This is a genomic window from Pseudomonas putida (genome assembly GCF_028682395.1).
In the GTDB taxonomy this organism is placed as follows: domain Bacteria; phylum Pseudomonadota; class Gammaproteobacteria; order Pseudomonadales; family Pseudomonadaceae; genus Aquipseudomonas; species Aquipseudomonas putida_AB.
This window is the reverse complement of the sequence record NZ_JANHLC010000003.1, coordinates 627,061-646,255: the sequence shown is the minus strand read 5'-3', so window position 1 is coordinate 646,255 and position 19,195 is coordinate 627,061. Positions and strand designations below refer to the sequence as shown.

Annotated in this window: 19 protein-coding genes; 9 read left to right on the top strand and 10 right to left on the bottom strand. The window is 61.8% G+C overall.

What is annotated here, in order from left to right:
* Positions 1 to 33 precede the first annotated feature (33 nt).
* The 7 genes from NPS46_RS11315 to zur form a co-directional block, all read right to left on the bottom strand.
* Positions 34 to 807 carry a MetQ/NlpA family ABC transporter substrate-binding protein gene (locus NPS46_RS11315; protein ID WP_274107096.1) on the bottom strand — a complete coding sequence of 258 codons (774 nt, stop codon included), beginning with the start codon at positions 805 to 807 and terminating at the stop codon, positions 34 to 36.
* Between the two features lie 67 nt (positions 808 to 874).
* Entirely contained in the window at positions 875 to 1,549 is a 675-nt protein-coding gene (locus NPS46_RS11310; RefSeq protein ID WP_274107094.1) for a methionine ABC transporter permease, read from the bottom strand.
* Complete coding sequence (locus NPS46_RS11305) at positions 1,549 to 2,556, bottom strand: methionine ABC transporter ATP-binding protein (protein WP_274107092.1); 1,008 nt, start codon at positions 2,554 to 2,556, stop codon at positions 1,549 to 1,551. Before NPS46_RS11305 ends, NPS46_RS11310 begins: the two co-directional genes overlap by 1 nt.
* 205 nt (positions 2,557 to 2,761) lie before the next feature.
* Positions 2,762 to 3,478, bottom strand: coding sequence for a PA5502 family lipoprotein (locus tag NPS46_RS11300; protein ID WP_274107089.1), 717 nt, complete (start codon positions 3,476 to 3,478; stop codon positions 2,762 to 2,764).
* Positions 3,479 to 3,515: 37 nt separating this feature from the next.
* Complete coding sequence (znuB, locus tag NPS46_RS11295; protein ID WP_274107088.1) at positions 3,516 to 4,304, bottom strand: zinc ABC transporter permease subunit ZnuB; 789 nt, start codon at positions 4,302 to 4,304, stop codon at positions 3,516 to 3,518.
* A complete protein-coding gene (gene znuC, locus NPS46_RS11290; protein WP_274107086.1) occupies positions 4,297 to 5,082 on the bottom strand; it encodes a zinc ABC transporter ATP-binding protein ZnuC in 786 nt (261 codons plus the stop codon). The genes znuB and znuC overlap by 8 nt, the downstream gene beginning before the upstream one ends.
* Complete coding sequence (zur, locus tag NPS46_RS11285; protein ID WP_274107084.1) at positions 5,082 to 5,564, bottom strand: zinc uptake transcriptional repressor Zur; 483 nt, start codon at positions 5,562 to 5,564, stop codon at positions 5,082 to 5,084. Before zur ends, znuC begins: the two co-directional genes overlap by 1 nt.
* A 66-nt stretch (positions 5,565 to 5,630) precedes the next feature.
* On the opposite strand from zur, the gene znuA reads away from it, so the two are divergent.
* A complete protein-coding gene (gene znuA / locus NPS46_RS11280) occupies positions 5,631 to 6,551 on the top strand; it encodes a zinc ABC transporter substrate-binding protein ZnuA (RefSeq protein WP_274107082.1) in 921 nt (306 codons plus the stop codon).
* Positions 6,552 to 6,603: 52 nt separating this feature from the next.
* On the opposite strand, the gene NPS46_RS11275 is transcribed toward znuA, so the two are convergent.
* Both NPS46_RS11275 and NPS46_RS11270 read right to left on the bottom strand, forming a co-directional pair.
* Positions 6,604 to 7,554, bottom strand: coding sequence for a homoserine kinase (locus NPS46_RS11275; RefSeq protein WP_274107080.1), 951 nt, complete (start codon positions 7,552 to 7,554; stop codon positions 6,604 to 6,606).
* 59 nt (positions 7,555 to 7,613) lie between these two features.
* Positions 7,614 to 7,901, bottom strand: a complete 288-nt coding sequence (locus tag NPS46_RS11270; protein WP_274107078.1) for a DUF2782 domain-containing protein — start codon at positions 7,899 to 7,901, stop codon at positions 7,614 to 7,616.
* Between the two features lie 74 nt (positions 7,902 to 7,975).
* Between NPS46_RS11270 and polA the strand changes: the two genes are divergently transcribed.
* A complete protein-coding gene (polA, locus tag NPS46_RS11265) occupies positions 7,976 to 10,741 on the top strand; it encodes a DNA polymerase I (RefSeq protein WP_274107076.1) in 2,766 nt (921 codons plus the stop codon).
* A gap of 281 nt (positions 10,742 to 11,022) precedes the next feature.
* Here the strand turns inward: polA and yihA are convergent, their stop codons facing one another.
* Complete coding sequence (gene yihA / locus NPS46_RS11260) at positions 11,023 to 11,667, bottom strand: ribosome biogenesis GTP-binding protein YihA/YsxC (protein ID WP_274107074.1); 645 nt, start codon at positions 11,665 to 11,667, stop codon at positions 11,023 to 11,025.
* A gap of 193 nt (positions 11,668 to 11,860) precedes the next feature.
* Between yihA and NPS46_RS11255 the strand changes: the two genes are divergently transcribed.
* The 7 genes from NPS46_RS11255 to NPS46_RS11225 all read left to right on the top strand — a co-directional run bounded on the left by NPS46_RS11255 (position 11,861) and on the right by NPS46_RS11225 (position 19,192).
* On the top strand, positions 11,861 to 12,151 hold the full coding sequence (locus tag NPS46_RS11255) for a c-type cytochrome (protein ID WP_274107072.1): 291 nt from the start codon (positions 11,861 to 11,863) through the stop codon (positions 12,149 to 12,151).
* 46 nt (positions 12,152 to 12,197) lie between these two features.
* Positions 12,198 to 12,803 carry a c-type cytochrome gene (locus tag NPS46_RS11250; RefSeq protein ID WP_274107071.1) on the top strand — a complete coding sequence of 202 codons (606 nt, stop codon included), beginning with the start codon at positions 12,198 to 12,200 and terminating at the stop codon, positions 12,801 to 12,803.
* Positions 12,804 to 13,004: 201 nt separating this feature from the next.
* Positions 13,005 to 13,634 carry a thiol:disulfide interchange protein DsbA/DsbL gene (locus tag NPS46_RS11245; protein WP_274107069.1) on the top strand — a complete coding sequence of 210 codons (630 nt, stop codon included), beginning with the start codon at positions 13,005 to 13,007 and terminating at the stop codon, positions 13,632 to 13,634.
* Between the two features lie 12 nt (positions 13,635 to 13,646).
* Entirely contained in the window at positions 13,647 to 14,525 is an 879-nt protein-coding gene (locus tag NPS46_RS11240) for an endonuclease/exonuclease/phosphatase family protein (protein ID WP_274107066.1), read from the top strand.
* Positions 14,522 to 16,621 carry a GGDEF domain-containing protein gene (locus tag NPS46_RS11235; protein WP_274107064.1) on the top strand — a complete coding sequence of 700 codons (2,100 nt, stop codon included), beginning with the start codon at positions 14,522 to 14,524 and terminating at the stop codon, positions 16,619 to 16,621. The genes NPS46_RS11240 and NPS46_RS11235 overlap by 4 nt, the downstream gene beginning before the upstream one ends.
* A 99-nt stretch (positions 16,622 to 16,720) precedes the next feature.
* A complete protein-coding gene (locus NPS46_RS11230; RefSeq protein WP_274107062.1) occupies positions 16,721 to 17,497 on the top strand; it encodes an N-acetylmuramoyl-L-alanine amidase in 777 nt (258 codons plus the stop codon).
* Between the two features lie 75 nt (positions 17,498 to 17,572).
* Positions 17,573 to 19,192: an EAL domain-containing protein gene (locus tag NPS46_RS11225; protein ID WP_274107060.1), complete on the top strand. Its 1,620-nt coding sequence runs from the start codon at positions 17,573 to 17,575 to the stop codon at positions 19,190 to 19,192.
* Positions 19,193 to 19,195 lie beyond the last annotated feature (3 nt).

Here is a 19,195-nt window from a genome sequence, read left to right as displayed (position 1 = left end):
TTTCGGGCCTTTTTTGTCAGCGCTAGCGCTGCCTTAGAAGGCTGGCAGGACCGCGCCCTTGTACTTCTCGAGAATGAATTGCTTCACTTGCGGGCTATGCAGCGCGGCGACCAGTTTCTTCATCGCGTCCGAGTCCTTGTTGTCCGCACGGGCAACCAGGATGTTCACGTAGGGCGAGTCCTTGCCTTCGATGATCAGTGCATCGTCGGTCGGGCTCAGCTTGGCTTCCAGCGCGTAGTTGGTGTTGATCAGCGCCAGGTCGACCTGGGTCAGCACGCGTGGGATAGTCGCGGCTTCCAGTTCACGGATCTTCAGGTCTTTCGGGTTCTCGGCAATGTCCTTGGTGGTGGACAGGATGTTGTTGGCATCCTTGAGCTTGATCAGACCGGCTTTCTGCAGCAGCAACAGTGCACGGCCGCCGTTGGTGGCATCGTTGGGGATAACCACGTTGGCACCGCCTGGCAGCTCTTCGAGTTTTTTGAACTTGCTCGAATAGGCACCCAACGGTTCGATATGCACACCGGCTACGCTCACCAGGTGAGTGCCCTTGGCCTTGTTGAACTCATCCAGGTACGGCTGGTGCTGGAAGAAGTTGGCGTCCAGGCGCTTTTCGGCCACCTGTACGTTGGGCTGCACGTAGTCAGTGAAGACCTTGACCTTGAGGTCGACGCCTTCCTTGGCCAGGGCTGGCTTGATGAACTCGAGGATTTCCGCGTGCGGTACTGGGGTGGCGGCAACCGTCAGGGTGTCCGCTGCATGGGCGGAAAAAGCCGCAACGGCAGCGAAAGCGGTGAGTAGTCTTTTCATCCAGCAACTCCTTGTGAGACAGGCTCCTGCCGGCAATCGGCCGACGGGGGGTTTGGTTGTCATTCGATTACTTACGCGAGAAATGCACCACCAGCTTGTCGCCGATGGATTGCAGCACCTGCACCAGCACGATCAGCATGATTACGGTCACGACCATCACATCGGTCTGGAAGCGCTGGTAGCCATAGCGGATCGACAGATCACCAAGACCACCGGCTCCGACCACACCCGCCATGGCCGTGTAGCCCACCAGGGTAATGGCGGTCACGGTAATGGCCGCGAGAATACCGGGGCCGGCTTCGGGCAGCAGCGCATTGAGAACGATCTGGCGAGTGGTCGCCCCCATGGCCTGGGTCGCCTCGATAATGCCGCGATCGACCTCACGCAGGGCCGTCTCGACCAGTCGCGCAAAAAACGGTGTAGCACCCACCACCAACGGTGGAATGGCCCCGGCCACACCCAGCGAAGTGCCGGTGATAAACACCGTGGCCGGGATCATTACGATCAGCAGGATGATAAAGGGCAACGACCGCACTACGTTCACCACAAAGGCGAGGATGGCGTAGGTGGTCTTCTGCTCGAGTAACTGGCGCGGGCTGCACAGGAACAGCAGGATACCCAACGGCAAACCCAGCAACACGGTGAAGACCAGCGAAGTACCCAACATCAGCAGGGTGTCGCCGGTGGCTTCCCAGATATCGAGCCAGTCGATATTGGCAAAGAAACTCAAAAAGATGTCCATCAGCGCAGCACCTCCATATGCACATCAGCCGCCGTGAAGCGGGCAAAAGCCGCCTCCATGTCACCACCGGTGATGGCCAGGGTCAGTTGCCCGTAGGGGGTGTCTTTAATACGGTCGATACGCCCGGCCAGGATGCTGTAGTCCACACCAGTTTCCCGGGCGACAGTGCCGAGCAACGGCGCGTAGGTAGCATCGCCTTGGAATGTAAGGCGCACAATCCGGCCTGGCACATGGGCGAAGTCATCGCGCTGTTCATTCTCGTCGATCTGCTCATCTTCCTGCACAAAGCGCCGCGTGGTCGGGTGCTTGGGATGCAGGAACACCTCGGCGACCGGGCCTTGCTCGACAATCACCCCGGCGTCCATCACGCCGACCTGATCACAGACCCGACGAATCACGTCCATTTCATGGGTGATCAGCACGATGGTCAGTTTCAGCTCGCGGTTGATTTCCGCCAGCAGCTGCAGAACCGACGCCGTGGTTTGCGGATCGAGGGCGCTGGTGGCTTCGTCGCACAGCAGAATCTTGGGTTTGGTCGCCAGTGCGCGGGCAATGCCGACGCGCTGCTTCTGGCCACCGGACAATTGTGCCGGGTATTTCCTAGCGTGGTCCGCCAGGCCGACCCGTTGCAGTAGCTCGGCGACGCGCTGGTCGATCTCACGCCGGGACAGCTCACCGGCGAGGGTCAGCGGCAACGCGACGTTGTCGGCGACGGTCTTGGAGGACAGCAGGTTGAAGTGCTGGAAAATCATCCCGACCTGTTGGCGAAAACGCCGCAGACCGTTGGCATCCAGCGCGGTGACATCTTCACCGTCGACCACGATCTGACCGCCGCTTGGGGTTTCCAGGCGATTGATCAGACGCAGCAGCGTACTTTTTCCCGCGCCGGAATGGCCGATCAGGCCATACACCTGGCCATTTTCGACCCGCAGACTGGTGGGGTGCAGGGCGGGAATATCCTTACCGGCGACCCGGTAGGTTTTATGGACGTTATGAAACTCGATCACGTAGCGAACCTTGTGGGGCGCATTAGAAAAAGATCAGCGGTTAGCCGGGCGCGCATTTTAGCCTGTCCGTATAGAGGTTCTTAGCATTTATTTCGCTTTCATTCAGCGATTTGGCAATAAGACGACCGATGGATAACGTCGCCATTGCGGGGCCTAAAGCGAAACGCGCGCCTGGTCAGCGCGCGCTTCGTTTTACCGGCCGGGCTCAAGGCTTGCTTGGGCTAAGCACCATTTGCGCGGACACCTGGCGCTCGATCTGGCGTTCAAGCTTGAGCTCGAAGGCCGGGTCGAGCTTTTTCACACGTTTGCTCAACAGTGTGGCGAGCCATGGGTAGTCCTGGGTGCGGGGTACCTGCAGGCTGACCGCGCAGTCGTAATTCACGACATCGGCGGCGATGGCATCCAGTTGGCGACGCAGCTTGCCCATATCGCTGATATTCAGCGCAATCGTGGTGCTTTGCGCCGTAGGGTCGATCAGTTTGGCCTTGGGCTTGGCTTCGGCAGCCTTGAGGGCGGCCTCGGCTTTTTCCAGCTCGGCCTTGCGCGCGTGGGCGATGGCGCCATTGACACCGCCGGTCAGCGCCGGAGCCTTGGGCATCAATGCCCGGGCACGACTCAGGGCCGTGGCGGCCGCATTGACGTCACCTTTTTGCAGCACGATCTGGCTGCGCTGCAGATAGGCTTCGGCCAACTGGCGCTGGTATTGCTCCAGCTGACTGTCATTCGGCGACTCGGCCTGCAAGGCCGCCAACTGATCTTCGGCGGTGGCCAGCTCGCTGCTGGCCAGGCTCTGCTCCAGTGCAGCGATGGCCTGGGCGTGGGCATCCGGCGCAGGCGGGGTGGCCGGCGGGGTGCTCTGGCACGCGCCCAGCAGCAGGGAAAATACGATAAGGAGCAGATAACGCGAGGCGAACGGCTTCATTCCTGCAACTCTCTATTTGCGCAAAAAACGAGCAAGTCTACACCCCTCGACGGGGCAGAACAAAACTGAGCAGAAACAGGGTGGCCGCCACTACCACGATCGACGGTCCGGCCGGGGTGTCCTTGAACCAGGACAACGCCAACCCGCCCATCACCGCCAACATGCCCAGGACACTGGCGCCCAGCGCCATTTGCTCGGGTGAGCGTGCATGGCGCTGGGCGGCGGCGGCCGGGATGATCAGCAGCGAAGTGATCAGCAGCACACCGACGATCTTCATCGCGACGGCAATCACCACGGCAATCAACAGCATCAACGCCATGCGCAATGCCGGCACCGGCAGCCCTTCGACCGTGGCCAACTCTTCATGCACGGTGATGGCCAGCAACGGCCGCCACAACACGACCAGCAACCCCAATACCAGCACACTGCCGCCCAGGATCCAGGCCAGGTCGGTCGGGCTGATCGCCAACAGGTCACCAAACAGGTAGGCCATCAGGTCGATGCGCACTTCATGCATGAAGCTTAGTACCACCAGGCCAAGCGACAGGGTACTCGGTGCAAGAATACCCAGCAGCGTATCGGAAGCCAGCGGCTGGCGTTGCTGCAACGTGACCAGCAGGACCGCCAGCAGCAAGCAGCCGACCGTCACGGCGATGGTCGGGCTGATATCCAGCAGGAAACCCAGGGCAACGCCCAGCAGCGCGGCGTGGGACAAGGTATCGCCAAAATAGGCCATGCGCCGCCATACCACGAACGAACCCAGCGGGCCGGCGACCAGGGCCAGAGCCAGGCCGGCGAGCAAGGCATAAAGAAGAAAATCAGCCATGCTTGCAGCCATCTCCATGAACATGGGCGTGAGTCGCCGGGGTATCGCTGACCACCGCGCCATGCAGGTCATGGGCATGGTCGTGATGGTGGTGATAGATCGCCAGGCTCGCGGCGTTTTTGCCGAACAACTCGACAAAAGCCGGATCGCCGCTGACCTGCTCAGGATGCCCGGAGCAGCAGACATGGCGATTGAGGCAGACCACCTGGTCGGTGGTACTCATGACCAGATGCAGGTCGTGGGACACCATCAAGACGCCGCAACCATGGCGGTCACGCAAACGGGTGATCAGGCTGTACAGCTCAGCCTGACCGGCCACGTCGACGCCCTGTACCGGCTCGTCGAGCACCAGCAACTGCGGCTCGCGCAGCAGGGCCCGCGCCAGCAGCACGCGCTGCATTTCACCACCGGAAATGCTTTGCACCGGGCTGTCGATCACCTGTTCAGCCCCGACTTCGGTCAACGCCGCCTGGGCCCTGGCACGGTCGACACCGGGCACCAGGCGCAGAAAGCGCAGGACCGAGAGCGGCAACGTCGGGTCGACATGTAGCTTTTGCGGCATATAGCCGACACGCAGCTTCGGCTTGCGCCAGACACTGCCGCTGTCGGGCTTGAGCAGGCCGAGCACAGCGCGCACCAAGGTGGTCTTGCCGGCACCATTGGGGCCGATCAGGGTCACGATCTGGCCGGGCTCGACGCTCAACTGGATATTGTCGAGGATGTTCTGCCCGGCAAAGGCCACCGAGACCTGCTCAAGGCGGATCAATGCAGTGCTCATCACGCCCCCTGGCAGCCTGCGCACAGGCCGACCACTTCGACGGTCTGACCTTCGACGATAAAGCCGACATCGCGGGCGCTGCTGATGATCGCGTCGCTGATGATCTTTTGCTCAAGCTCGATGGCCGCATGGCATTCACGGCAAATCAGGAACTGGCCCTGGTGCTTGTGCTCAGGGTGATTGCAGCCGACAAAGGCGTTAAGCGAGGCGATCCGGTGGACCAGGCCGTTTTCCAGCAGGAAGTCCAGTGCCCGGTACACGGTCGGCGGCGCAGCGCGGCGGCCATCCTGTTCGCTGAGCACGGCAAGAATATCGTAGGCACCCAGCGGCTTGTGGCTCTGCCACACCAGCTCCAGCACGCGGCGGCGCAAGGCCGTCAGGCGCAGGCCCTGGCGAGCGCACAGCGCATCGGCTTCCGACAAGGCGCTGTGCACGCAATGGGAGTGATCGTGGGGGCGACTGGCAAGCGGTGTTATGGACATGGGCGGCGACGGTTTTTGTGAGAGACGTTATTATGTTACCTGTTCCTGTCACGTCGAGTGCTTATCGTGTCCCGTCTTTTTGCCTTTTTTCTCGCTTTAACCGCCACTTTGTCATTCGTGGCTCCGGTCCAGGCCGACGTTCGAGTACTGACCAGCATCAAGCCGCTACAGTTGATTGCCGCTGCCGTCCAGGATGGCGTGGCCGTGCCCGAGGTGCTGCTACCGCCGGGCGCATCTCCCCACAATTACGCCTTGCGACCTTCCGACGTACGGCGCGTGCAGTCGGCGGACTTGCTCTACTGGATCGGTCCGGACATGGAAAGCTTTATGCCCCGCGTCCTCAAGGGCCGCAGCCTGCCAACGGTGACCGTCCAGGAGCTGCCGGATCTGAAACTCCGCCATTTCGCCGAAGATAATCACTCTCACGCCGAACATGCCGACGACCATGACCACGATCACCGTCCCGGCAGTCTGGACGCACACCTCTGGTTATCGCCGACCAATGCACGCGTCATCGCTGCCCGAATGGCAGCCGATTTAAGTGCGGCCGACCCGGCCAATGCACCCCGCTATCAAGGCAATCTCAAGGCCTTCAACGAACGCCTCGACGCACTGGACAGCCGCCTGAAAGCCCGGTTGGCCGTGGTCAGCGGCAAACCGTACTTCGTCTTTCATGAAGCCTACGACTATTTCGAAGATGCCTATGGGCTCAAGCACACGGGTGTATTCAGCGTCGCCTCCGAGGTGCAACCCGGCGCCCAGCATGTCGCAGCGATGCGCGCGCGCTTGCAGGAAGTCGGCAAGACCTGCGTCTTCAGCGAACCACCGTTGCGCCCGCGCCTGGCCGAAACCCTGACTGCCGGCCTGCCGGTCAAGCTCGCCGAACTGGATGCGCTGGGCGGCTACACACCAGCCACTGCCCAGGGCTATGAGCAGGTACTGGAAAAGCTCGGAAATGACCTGGCAGCTTGCCTGGAAGGGCTTTAAACGATGCCTCCCGAACCCTCGTAGGAGCGGACTTGTTCACGCCTACGAAGGTTTACAGGGCAAGCGGCAGCGGGGTACTGACCTGTTGCCGCTGGGCCAGCCGCACTTGGAACTCCCTCGGGTCGTGAATCAGCACGTCCTGGCCGGCGAATGATTCGGCGGCAATCAATCGCGACAGCCAGAAGCGCACGCAAGCGACCCGCAGCAGGGTCGGCCAGAGTTCGGCCTCGCTGGCAGTGAACGGGCGCAGCGCGGCATAAGCGCCCAGCAAGGCGCGCGCGCGCGGGCCGTCGATCTGCCCTTGCTCATCAGAGCACCAGTCGTTCAGGGCGATGGCCACGTCGTAGAGCATTGGTCCGGAACAGGCGTTGTAAAAGTCGATCAGCCCCGTCAGGTGGGTGCCTTCGAACATCGCGTTGTCGCGGAACAGATCGGCATGAATGTTAGCCCGCGGCAGCGCCATGATCTGATCCTGGCGCTGCTTTATTTCCTCGAGGGCCGCCTGCAACAGCGCGCTCGGCTCCGCATCCAGCCGCGTGAGCAACTGCCCCCCCTCTGCAAGCATCCAGTCCAGGCCGCGGTCGGTCTTGCGCTCGAGCACATGCTCGCGGGTCGCCAGGTGCAGATGCCCCAGCAACTCGCCGACCTGGACGCAATGCTGGGCGTTCGCCTGCTTGACATGCTTACCCGCCAGCCGCGGCTGCAACAGCGCCGGTTTGCCGGCAAGCTCGCGCAGGGCACTGCCGTCGGTGGTACGCAGCGCGTAGGGCACCGGCAGGTCGGCGTCGTGGAGCACATCGAGCAGTTCGATAAAGAAGGGCAGGTCCTGGATCGGCCCGCGCTCAACCAGAGTCAGGACAAACTCGCCCTTTTCCAGGCTGATGAAGAAGTTGGTATTTTCGCTACCAGCAGCAATACCCTGGTAATCCAGCAGGCGGCCGAGCCCGTAAGGGGCGAGAAAGGTTTCCAGCTCGGGCCGAGCCAGGGGTGTGAACACAGACATGGTTAAAACTGCCAGTACGGGCACCCAGGCGCAGGGTGCCGGTTGAAATTAAGGAACGGTTACCACTCGAAAATCTTCCATTGCGGGATCAGCATATCCGGCTGGTCCGAACGGATGAAATTGCCGTCAGAACCGTCTGCACGCACCAGGAAGTACGGCTTGCCGCCTTTCGGAGTGATCTTGATCGCATAGAGAAAACCGTTCTGCCGGTATTCCTGGATGGTCCGGTCACCCTCGGTACGGATGGTGACTTGCGGATCCGTGCCCGGTGCATCATCCGCGGCCATCACGGCCAGGGGAGTGAGTGCAAACAAGCCGGCCAGCAACAGGCGATTTAGTGTACGCATGATAACCTTGTCCCTTTGTCGTCATTAGTCCGGTCATTCTAGCGCCGGACCCGCCGAAAAGGTTGATTCTGCTCATGAGCCAAGCTCCCCTCGTCCTGGTGGACGGTTCTTCCTACCTCTACCGCGCCTTTCACGCATTACCGCCACTGACCACCTCCAAGGGCCTGCCGACAGGCGCGGTCAAGGGCGTGCTGAACATGCTCAAAAGCCTGCGCAAGCAGTATCCCGACAGCCCTTTCGCCGTGGTCTTCGACGCCAAGGGCGGGACCTTTCGCGATGAGATGTACGCCGACTACAAGGCCAATCGCCCGAGCATGCCCGACGATATGCGCGTGCAGATCGAACCCTTGCATGCCAGCGTCAAGGCCCTGGGTTTCCCGTTGTTGTGCGTGGACAACGTCGAGGCCGATGACGTGATCGGCACCCTGGCTCGCAGCAGTGCGGCAGCGGATCGCCCGGTGGTGATTTCCACCGGTGACAAGGACATGGCGCAACTGGTCGACGGGCACATTACGCTGGTCAATACCATGACCGGTAGCTCGCTGGATGTGGCTGGCGTTAAGGAGAAGTTTGGCGTCGCTCCTGAGCAGATCATCGACTTCCTGGCGCTGATGGGCGACTCATCCGACAATATTCCCGGCGTGCCGGGCGTCGGCGAAAAAACTGCCGTCGGCTTGCTGGTCGGCGTCAACGGCGGCCTGAAAGAACTGTACGAGAACCTGGATATTGTCCCGACCCTGCCGATCCGCGGGGCCAAGACCCTGCCGGCCAAGTTGCTGGAACATAAGGACATGGCTTTCCTGTCCTACCGCCTGGCGACAATCAAGGTCGACGTGCCGCTGGATGTCGGCCTGGATGATTTGCACTTAGGCGAGCCGGATCGCGAGAAGCTCGCCGAGCTCTACACCCTGCTGGAGTTCAAGAGCTGGTTCGACGAACTGCAGCGCGAAGCCAAGCGCGCGGGGCAGACGGTCGCTGCGCAAGCGCCGGCCGAAACCGAAACCCAATCGCGCTACGAGACCATTCTTGATACCGCGCGCTTACAGGTCTGGCTGGACAAGCTGAGCCAGGCCAAGCTGTTCGCCTTCGACACCGAGACCACCGGGATCGACGCCCAGCAGGCCCAACTGGTCGGCCTGTCGTTTGCGGTCAAGCCCGACGAAGCCGCGTATATCCCGCTGACCCACTCGTATATGGGCGTTCCCGAGCAGTTGGACCGCGACACCGTGCTGCTGGCACTCAAACCGCTGCTGGAAGACCCGACCCGACTGAAGGTCGGCCAGCACGCCAAGTTCGATATGAATATCCTGGCCAACTGCGCCATCGGTGGTGATCCGACCCAGGGTATCGAGGTCAAGGGCATCGCGTTCGACACCATGCTCGAATCCTACGTGCTCGACTCCACGGCCACCCGTCATGACATGGACAGCCTGGCACTCAAGTATCTGGGGCACACCACCACCAGCTTCCAGGACATCGCCGGCAAAGGCGCCAAGCAGCTGACCTTTGACCAGATATCCCTGGAGCAGGCCGGCCCCTACGCCGCCGAAGATGCCGACGTGACCCTGCGCCTGCACCTCGCCTTGCAGGAAAAGCTCGCGGCAATCCCCAGTCTGTACAAAGTGCTGGAAGAAATCGAAATGCCGCTGGTACCGGTGCTGGCACGGATCGAGCGTCAAGGCGCGTTGGTCGATGCCCATCTGCTGGGTATCCAGAGCGTGGAACTGGGCGAGAAGATGGTTGCCCTGGAGCGTGAGGCGTTTGCCATCGCCGGCGAAGAATTCAATCTGAGTTCGCCCAAGCAACTGGGCGTGATCTTGTACGAAAAGCTCGGCCTGCCGGTGTTGAGCAAGACTGCCAAAGGCCAGGCCTCCACCGCCGAAGCGGTACTGGCCGAATTGGCCGAGCAGGACTTCCCGCTGCCCAAGGTGCTGATGCAGTACCGCTCCATGAGCAAGCTGAAAAGCACCTACACCGACCGCCTGCCGGAGCAGATCAACCCGCGCACCGGGCGTATCCACACCTCCTATCACCAGGCAGTCGCCGCGACAGGGCGCCTGTCGTCCAGCGATCCCAACCTGCAGAACATCCCAATCCGCACCGCCGAAGGTCGACGGATCCGCCAGGCGTTCGTGGCTCCCAAGGGCTACAAACTGCTGGCAGCGGACTACTCGCAGATCGAACTGCGGATCATGGCCCACCTGGCCAAGGACGAAGGTTTGCTGCATGCCTTCCGCAATAATCTGGACGTTCACCGGGCGACGGCCGCCGAAGTCTTTGGCGTCGATCTGGACGCGGTAACCACCGACCAGCGGCGCAGTGCCAAGGCCATCAACTTCGGCCTGATCTACGGCATGAGCGCCTTTGGCCTGGCCAAGCAGATCGGGGTCGATCGCAAGCAATCGCAGGCCTATATCGACCGCTACTTCGCCCGCTATCCGGGGGTGCTGGAGTACATGGAGCGCACGCGGGCGCAAGCGGCCGAGCAGGGGTTCGTCGAAACCATCTTCGGGCGCCGGCTCTACCTGCCAGAGATCAATGCCAAGAACCCGGCCCTGCGCAAAGGCGCCGAGCGCACGGCGATCAACGCGCCGATGCAGGGCACGGCCGCCGATATCATCAAGAAAGCCATGGTGGCGGTAGATCGCTGGCTGACAACGTCTGGCCTGGACGCCACCGTCATTTTGCAGGTGCATGACGAATTGGTATTGGAAGTGCGCGAGGACCTGGTCGAGCAGGTCAGCGAGCAGATTCGCCTGCATATGAGCGCGGCAGCGCAGCTCGATGTGCCCTTGGTGGTCGAAGTCGGGATCGGCAACAACTGGGATGAGGCCCATTAAGGGGATTTCTTGATCTTTCGGCCGCGGCATAGTGTCGCGGCTGAACTGGAGCTATTAGCACCGAAAGGATCGGCGCTAGGCCAAATTGTTTTTTACCGCACCCGGAACTAAATGGGTGAACCCTGATCTGAGTACCTGAATGGCTGGTGAAGCCCTTCGATGCTCCTATGTTGTGTTAAGTGTTGGCAGATATCTGGACCCCGCCCTAGCGGTCCGGAACTTGGACCCCGAACTTCCCCCTCCCCATACGAAGTCCGGGGTTTTTTTTGCCTGCGATTTCTTCAGGCTTCTGGCGAATCGGCGCCTTTGTCGGCTAACTCCAGCCAATCTGCGAGAACTTTGTAGGCATCTTCGAGACCCATACGTTTGGGCGCCGAGAACAACTGGATGCTGATCGTGTCGCCCCAGCCCTTGCGAATCTCTGCCTGAACCTTGAGCAGGGTGTTCTTCGCCGCACCATAGGTGAGCTTGTCAGCCTTGGTCAGCAGGATGTGCATGGGCATGCCGCTGGCGTTCGCCCAGTCCAGCATCAGCAGGTCGAAGTCGGTCATCGGATGGCGGATATCCATCATCAGAATCAGGCCTTTAAGGCTCTCGCGACTGCCCAGATAGGCTTCCAAGTGGCGCTGCCAGTGCTGTTTCAGCGGGATTGGCACCTTGGCGTAGCCGTAGCCAGGGAGGTCGACCAGGCGGCGTTCGTCGTCTAGCTTGAAGAAGTTGAGCAGTTGCGTGCGCCCCGGCGTTTTCGAGGTACGGGCCAGGCTGGCGTGGGTAAGAGTGTTCAGCGCACTGGATTTACCGGCGTTGGAGCGGCCGGCAAAGGCGACTTCAAAGCCCTCGTCATCGGGGCATTGATCGACTTTGGCAGCGCTGAGCATGAAGGTAGCCTGTTGGCACAGACCGAGAATAGGGTTCTTGAGTTGCATGGGATTTCCGATAGGGGCGGTGCCGGGAGTAGGGTGCGGCAAGCGGTGTCGTTTCCGTTTCAGTAACGCCAGTATATAATGCCGCAGATTTTGTGTGCGCTTTGTCCCAACGTAGGATGAAGTGCACGGGGGCGATAGACCTAGGTTGCGCATTTAGAACGCAGCACGCTCCCAACCCTGAAAAGGTCGTTTTATGACGAAATGGCTGCTTGCTGCCGGTATCTTGATGCCGCTTTACAGCGCTCAGGCTACACAGGATCCGGAAGCCGTGTACAACCGTGCTTGTATTGCCTGCCATGCCGGACAGCTGCCAACGGCACCGAAACCGGGTGACCAGGCAGCCTGGGCGCCGAGACGGGCCCAAGGTATGGAGACACTGGTGCAACACGTGACCCAGGGTTTCAAGGCGATGCCGCCGCGTGGTTTGTGCATGGACTGCAGTGCCGAGGATTACCGAGCAATCATCCAGTGGATGAGCGAGTAATCCCGGTCCATAACTCTTTAACCCTTAGCCGTAGTTGGATTAGCTGATGAACAAAATAATCGTGAGTCTGCTGTTGACCCTGGGCATCACCGGTTTTGCCCATGCTGCAGGCGACGCTGCTGCAGGTCAGGCAAAAACCGCTGTGTGTGGCGCATGTCACGGTCCGGACGGCAACAGCATGGCCCCCAACTTTCCGAAGCTGGCAGGTCAGGGCGAGACTTACCTGAAGAAGCAGTTGCACGACATCAAGTCGGGCAAGCGTCAGGTTCTGGAAATGACCGGCATGTTGACCAACCTGAGCGATCAGGACATTGCCGATATCGCTGCCTACTTCGCCAGCCAGAAAGGCAGCGTCGGTGCAGCCGATCCAAAAGTCGTGGCGCACGGTGAAGAGCTTTTCCGCGGCGGCAAGCTCGACCAGGGCATGCCAGCCTGCACCGGTTGCCATTCGCCTAATGGTGCAGGCAACGCAGCAGCCGGCTTCCCGCACCTGGGTGGCCAGCACGCAGCCTATATCGCCAAGCAGCTGACGGCGTTCCGTGAAGGCGAGCGTACCAACGACGGCGACACCATGGTCATGCGCAGCATCGCGGCCAAGCTGAGCAACAAGGATATCGAAGCGGTATCGAGCTACATCCAGGGCCTGCACTAAGCCCCGGCGATCGAGCGCACCGGGGCGTCGCTCCCCGGTGCTGTTAACGATCGTTTAATACATGGATGCAAGCATAAAAAGGGTGACTTCGGTCGCCCTTTTTTGTGGCTGCTACCGTTACACTAACTCACCCAAGCCCGAGCCGTTCTGCCTCACCCGGCAGGTCGCAACGAGGCGACTCTAACAATCCAGGAGTAAAGCATGCGTAATCTGATCCTTAGCGCCGCTCTCGTCACCGCCAGCCTGTTTGGCATGACTGCCCAAGCTGCAGATGAACCGGTTGCCGGAAAACAGTACGTCGAGCTGAGCAGCGCTGTCCCCGTTGCAGTGCCGGGCAAGATCGAAGTGGTCGAGCTCTTCTGGTATGGCTGCCCACATTGCTACGCCTTTGAGCCCACCATCAATCCATGGGCCGAGAAGTTGCCTGCCGACGTAAACTTCGTCCGCATCCCGGCCATGTTCGGTGGTATCTGGAACGTCCACGGCCAACTGTTCATCACCCTGGAAGCCATGGGTGTCGAACACAAGGTCCACAAGGCCGTATTTGAAGCGATCCACGGTGGCGCCAAGCTGGCGACGCCAGAAGAAATGGCCGCATTCCTGGCCAACGAAGGCGTGGATAAAGACAAGTTCCTCAGCACCTACAACTCCTTCGCCGTCAAAGGCAAGGTCGAGGACGCCAAGAAGAAGGCCCAGGCCTATCAGATCTCCGGCGTACCGACCATGATCGTCAATGGCAAGTACCGCTTTGACCTGGGCACCGCGGGTGGTCCTGAAGGCGCCTTGCAGGTCGCTGACCAGTTGATCGCCAAGGAGCGCGCCGCGAAGTAAGCGGCGCTTGCCATGGGGCGCTGGAGCGCTGAGCGAGTCGTTGGCCGGCCTGATCCGCAGGTCAACGAAGATCACCTGGAACTGGCCGGCTTGCCGGCCGATAGTCGTTTACGGCTGCTCAGTTTCAATATCCAGGTTGGCATCAGTACCCAGCGCTATCGTCATTACCTGACCCGCGGCTGGCAGCATCTGCTGCCGCACACCGGACGGGCAGACAATCTGCAGAAGATTGGCAACCTGCTCGGTGATTTCGACCTGGTCGCCTTGCAGGAAGCCGATGGCGGCAGCCTGCGCTCGGGCTATATCAACCAGGTCGAACACCTGGCCCACCTCGGGGCCTTCCCTTACTGGTATCAACAACTCAATCGCAATCTCGGGCGCCTTGGCCAGCACAGTAATGGCGTGCTCAGCCGCTTGCGCCCCTGGGCGATCGAGGATCACCCCCTGCCAGGTCCGGCCGGCCGTGGCGCTATCCTGGTCCGTTTCGGCGAAGGGGCCGACGCACTGGTCGTGGTGATGATGCACCTGGCACTGGGCGCACGTACCAGAACCCGGCAGTTGGCCTATATCCGTGAGTTGATTGGCGGCTACCGCCACCAGGTGCTGATGGGCGACATGAATACCCATGCCAGCGACCTGCTACAGCATTCCCCCCTGCGCGACCTCGGCCTGCTTGCGCCGCAGGTGGAGGCTACCTTTCCCAGCTGGCGCCCGCAGCGCTGCCTCGATCATATTCTGCTCAGTCCGAGCCTGACCCTGGAGCGCGTCGAAGTGCTGGCCCAGCCTATTTCCGATCATCTGCCCGTTGCCGTTGAAATCCGCCTGCCGGACTCCGTCGGCAAAGACGCCTTGCCTGCGATTGTCACGTCCTCCGGCGGATTCCCGGCATGAGCAATGAAGATGTTCAGCGCTGGAGAGAGAAATACCTCAAGAGCATCGAGCAGCAGGAAAAGCTTCAGCGGCGCTGGGATGCCCGTCTCGACCTGCTACGCCGGGGCCTGGTCCGCAGCACCCTGGCTGCCGAAGGTACAGACCGCGCCGTAGACCAGTGCATGAAGGAAATGCGCGAGGTCGTGCGCAGCGACGAGATGGACGGCCCCCTCGCGGCCTTGCTGCCACGCCTGGAGAAAGCCGTACTCGATTCAGAACAACGCCGTGAGACCCGCGTCGAGCAAGTCAGCACCGCGCTCAATGCGCTGGTCTCGCAATTGCAGTCGTTGCCTCTGCCGAGCGAGGTTCGCCGGCCACTGAAGAAGTTTGCCAAGCAGCTCGATGATCGCGTCAGCCAGGCGCGGGAAATCCCGTTGTTGCTCGGTGAACTCAGCGGGCTGCAGGGCCAGGCCTTGTCCACCCTGCAAGCGCCGGCTGAACCCGCGCGCCCGGGCCTGCTGCAGCGTCTGTTTGGCGGACGGGACGATGAGGCTCCGGGCGAACAGCCCCAGGCCGCCAGTGATCCCGTCGCGCAGCATGCCGATGAGCTCCCCCCAGCTTCAACCGTCGAGCATACGCCGTCGCCCGCTCACCCAGCAGCGAGCGAAGTCGCGTCAGCGCCTGCACCTACCGAACAACCCGTTCCTGTCGAACTGCCCCCTGTTGCGGCGGTAACGGCGCCCGCCGAGCCGTCCACCGAGTCCCAAGAGCCGAGCCCGGCCGAAGTCACCGCCTACGTGCCGCCGGTCATTGTTCCGGCTCCCACACCGGTCGAGGCGGCTTCTCACGACGAACTGCAAGCCAGCCCGACTTCGTCGGAGCTTGATCCACCGCCCGCGGCACCGCCGGCCGACTCGCCCGACACCCTGATCACCGATCCGCCGCATAGCCCAGCGGTGTTTCTCGACACCCTGCCTCTGCCGCAGACCATGGCCGAGGCGCTGGCCGCCGCGGACCCCGAGTGCCCGGACGAGCACCTGCTGTACGCCTTGCCCACATCACCGGAGCCGTCCTATAGCTCGGTGGCCAGCCATATCGAAGCGACCTTGCTCGGGCTGCTCAACGACCTGGACCTGCCCGAACGCCATCGCCCGCAAGCCGAGGCCATGCGCCAGCGCCTTGAACACGGGCTGAACTGGTACGAATTGCTGCCGATCCTCGATGACCTGGCGGTGTTGATGCTGGCCATCACTGACAGTGGCCAACATGAGTTCGAGGTCTACCTGCAGCAGCTCAACGAGCGGCTGGAGTCGTTCCAGAGCCATCTGCAGGCGGCCAGCGCCGGCCATGCCGAAGGCCGCAGCGCGGCCAACGAGCTGCACAGCCAACTGCGCGAACATGTCGACGGCTTGCAGAGTAGCGTTCAGGACGCCGCCGATCTGGACAGCCTCAAGCACATCCTTGAAAGCCGTCTTGAAGGCCTGCTGGGGACCATGGACCAACACCAGCAACAGCGTGATCAGCGTGAGCAAGAGGTCGCGGCGCGCCTGCAAGGCCTGGCCGAGCGGGTGGCCAGCATGGAGCAGGAAGCCCAGGGCTATCGCGAGCATCTCGAAGAGCAACGCCAGAAAGCGCTGATCGACCCCCTGACCGGGCTGCCCAACCGTGCGGCCTGGAGCGAGCGCCTCGAAACGGAAATCGCCCACTGGCAACAGCACGGTAATAGCCTGCTGATCGCCATGCTCGATCTCGATCATTTCAAGCGCATCAATGACAGCTACGGCCACCTGGCAGGCGACAAGGTACTGAAGATCATTGCCGGCGAACTGCGCAAACGCCTGCGCCCGACGGACTTTATCGCCCGCTTTGGCGGCGAAGAATTTGTTCTGCTGATTCCCAATACCGCACTGCCCATGGGCCTCAAGCTGGTGGAAAAGCTGCGGGCAGCCATCGAAGCCTGCCCATTCCACTTCAAGGGCGAGCCTGTGACCGTCACAGTGTCAGTAGGTATTTCGGCCTTCAAAAGTGGAGAGCGCAGCGAACAGGTGCTCAAAAGAGCCGATCAGGCGCTCTATCGGGCCAAAGATGCCGGGCGCAACCGTATCGAGGTCGGCTAGGTCGGCTTGCCTGCGCAGGTCGATCAGAGCATTTCGACGTCACCTGCCGGGCATTCCGTTAAGCTATTGCATGACTGCCTCGAGCCTTTTGCCACGCCCATGAAACTGTTTTCCGTATTTTTTGCCCTGCTGGTCCTGGCGGGTTGTGCCAGCGGCCCGCCCCTGGACACCCGCCACCCGTCAACCAATCACGACAGCCGCATCCAGTTCGTCATCCTGCACTACACCTCGACCAACCTGGAGCGCTCGCTGGCGCTGCTGACCCATGGCGAAGTCAGTAGTCATTACCTCATTGGCGATACGCCACCCACGATCTATCGCCTGGTGGATGAAAGCCGGCGGGCCTGGCATGCCGGCGAAAGTGAATGGCAAGGCCGTACCTGGCTGAACTCCAGCTCCATCGGCATCGAGATCGTCAACCCGGGCTATCGCGACACCCCCGAAGGCCGCGTCTGGTACCCCTACACCGAAGGCCAGGTGCAGGCCCTGATCGTCCTGCTCAAGGACATCGTCAAGCGCAACGGCATCGAGCCGCGCCATGTGATTGGCCACAGCGATATCGCCCCCCTGCGCAAGCTCGACCCCGGGCCATTGTTCCCCTGGAAACGCCTGGCCGAGGAGGGCCTGACCCTGTGGCCGGACGAGCAGGCCGTGGCCCGCCAGCAAGCGGTTTTCGCCGAACAGCTGCCGAGCGTCACCTGGTTCCAGCAGCAACTGGCTCGCCTGGGCTACGCCACGCCACAGACCGGCGAGCTGGATGTCGCGACCCGACATGTACTCGCGGCCTTCCAGATGCACTTTCGCCCCGAGCGTTTCGATGGCCTGCCGGATGCCCAAAGCGCGGCGATTCTGCAGGTGCTGAACCAGTCAAAATAACGTCGCCGCCCGACGGTCTGCGCGTTTCCTTTGACGCTTGCTATAACTCATTGGTAATCCTTTGGATGTTCAATGATGCAAGCGGCCCGCGATTCTCTGCGCCACTGGTTGTACCGTCCCTGGCCGCTGGCAGTGCTGGCGGGCCTGGCATGCGCGAGCCTGCTGCTTTTGGGCAGCCTGGGCGTGCTCATGCACCAGGAGCAACAACGCGAAAGCGACCAGATGAATGCCCAGGGCGAACGCTTCCTGGAGCGCCTGGAGCAGATCTTCGGCCAGTTGCGCCAGGGCCTCGACCAACTCCAGACCCAGCCATTGCGCGGCTGCAGCGAGCCGATGATCGCGACCTTGCAGGAGGTCGGCTACCGCTACCGCTTTATCTATGGCGCCTACTACACCTCGGCCGAGGAAAGCTGCTCCAGTTGGCCCAACCTGGGGCCCCAGGATACGACCCGGCCTGCAGATATCCAGGGGCGCACCTACAGCTACTGGCTGAACACGTCAGCCCAACCCGACGACAACCTGGCCGCGCTGATGCTCGGCCGCGGCCATTTTCGCGTCTCGACATCCCGTGGCCATCTGACCGACATGGTCGACCTGCCCGAGGGCGGCAGCCTGCTGGTGGTGGTCGACCAGGGCTCACGAGCGATCCCCGTGCTGGGGGCTGCACCGCAATGGCCGCCCTCGACCGGCTGGCCGCCGCCCGGCAAGGAAGCCTTGCTGATTACCACCGACAAGCTGATCTACCGGATGCCCACTAGCAGCCCCGAGTACCAGTTGGTGTTGATGATGCCGCGCAGCGGCATGCAGGAGCAGTGGGGCGCCTTCGGCAAACTGCTGATCCCGGCCAGCCTGCTACTGTCCCTGTGCATCGGCTTTCTGGTGCTGCAGCTCGCCCGCCAGCGCCAGTCCCTGGGCGGCGAGTTGCAGGGGGCACTGCGACGGGGCGAGTTGCAGGTGTTGTATCAACCCATCTTCGACCTACAGAGCCGCCGTTGCGTAGGGGCCGAAGCCCTGGTGCGCTGGCGCCGGCCGGACGGCACGCTGACCAGTCCCGACCTGTTTATTCCCCTCGCGGAAAACACCGGGCAGATTCGCCAGATCACCGACTTCGTCCTGCAACGCCTGCTCGAACAACTTGGGCAACTGCTGCGGGCCAATCCCCAACTGTATATCTCGGTCAACCTGGCGGCCTGTGATGTCATGGTGCCGCGGATCGGTCGGGTCATGGCTCGCCTGCTCGCCCAGCACCACGTGGCAGCCCGGCAGATCGCCTTTGAAGTCACCGAGCGCGGGCTGATCGACGTCGTGATCGCCCGGGAAAACCTCCAGGCCCTGCGCGACGTTGGCCATCAGGTGTTGATCGATGACTTCGGCACCGGCTATTGCAGCCTGGCGTACCTGCAAACCCTGCCGGTGGACTGCCTGAAAATCGACAAGGCCTTTATCGACGCCTTGGGCCATGACGCCGCCAGCAGCGGCGTTGCCCCCCATATCATCCGCATGGCCCACGCCCTGCACCTGCGGGTGATTGCCGAAGGGATCGAGTACGAGGCCCAGGCTGTGCTGCTCAATAGCGAAGGGGTGAGCTACGGCCAGGGCTGGCTGTTTGCCCAGGCGCTGAGCGCAGTGCAATTTATCGAACTGGTGACCCGTGGCCGGCGCATGGCCACGCGCCGGCTGGATGACGAAGCCTGACCC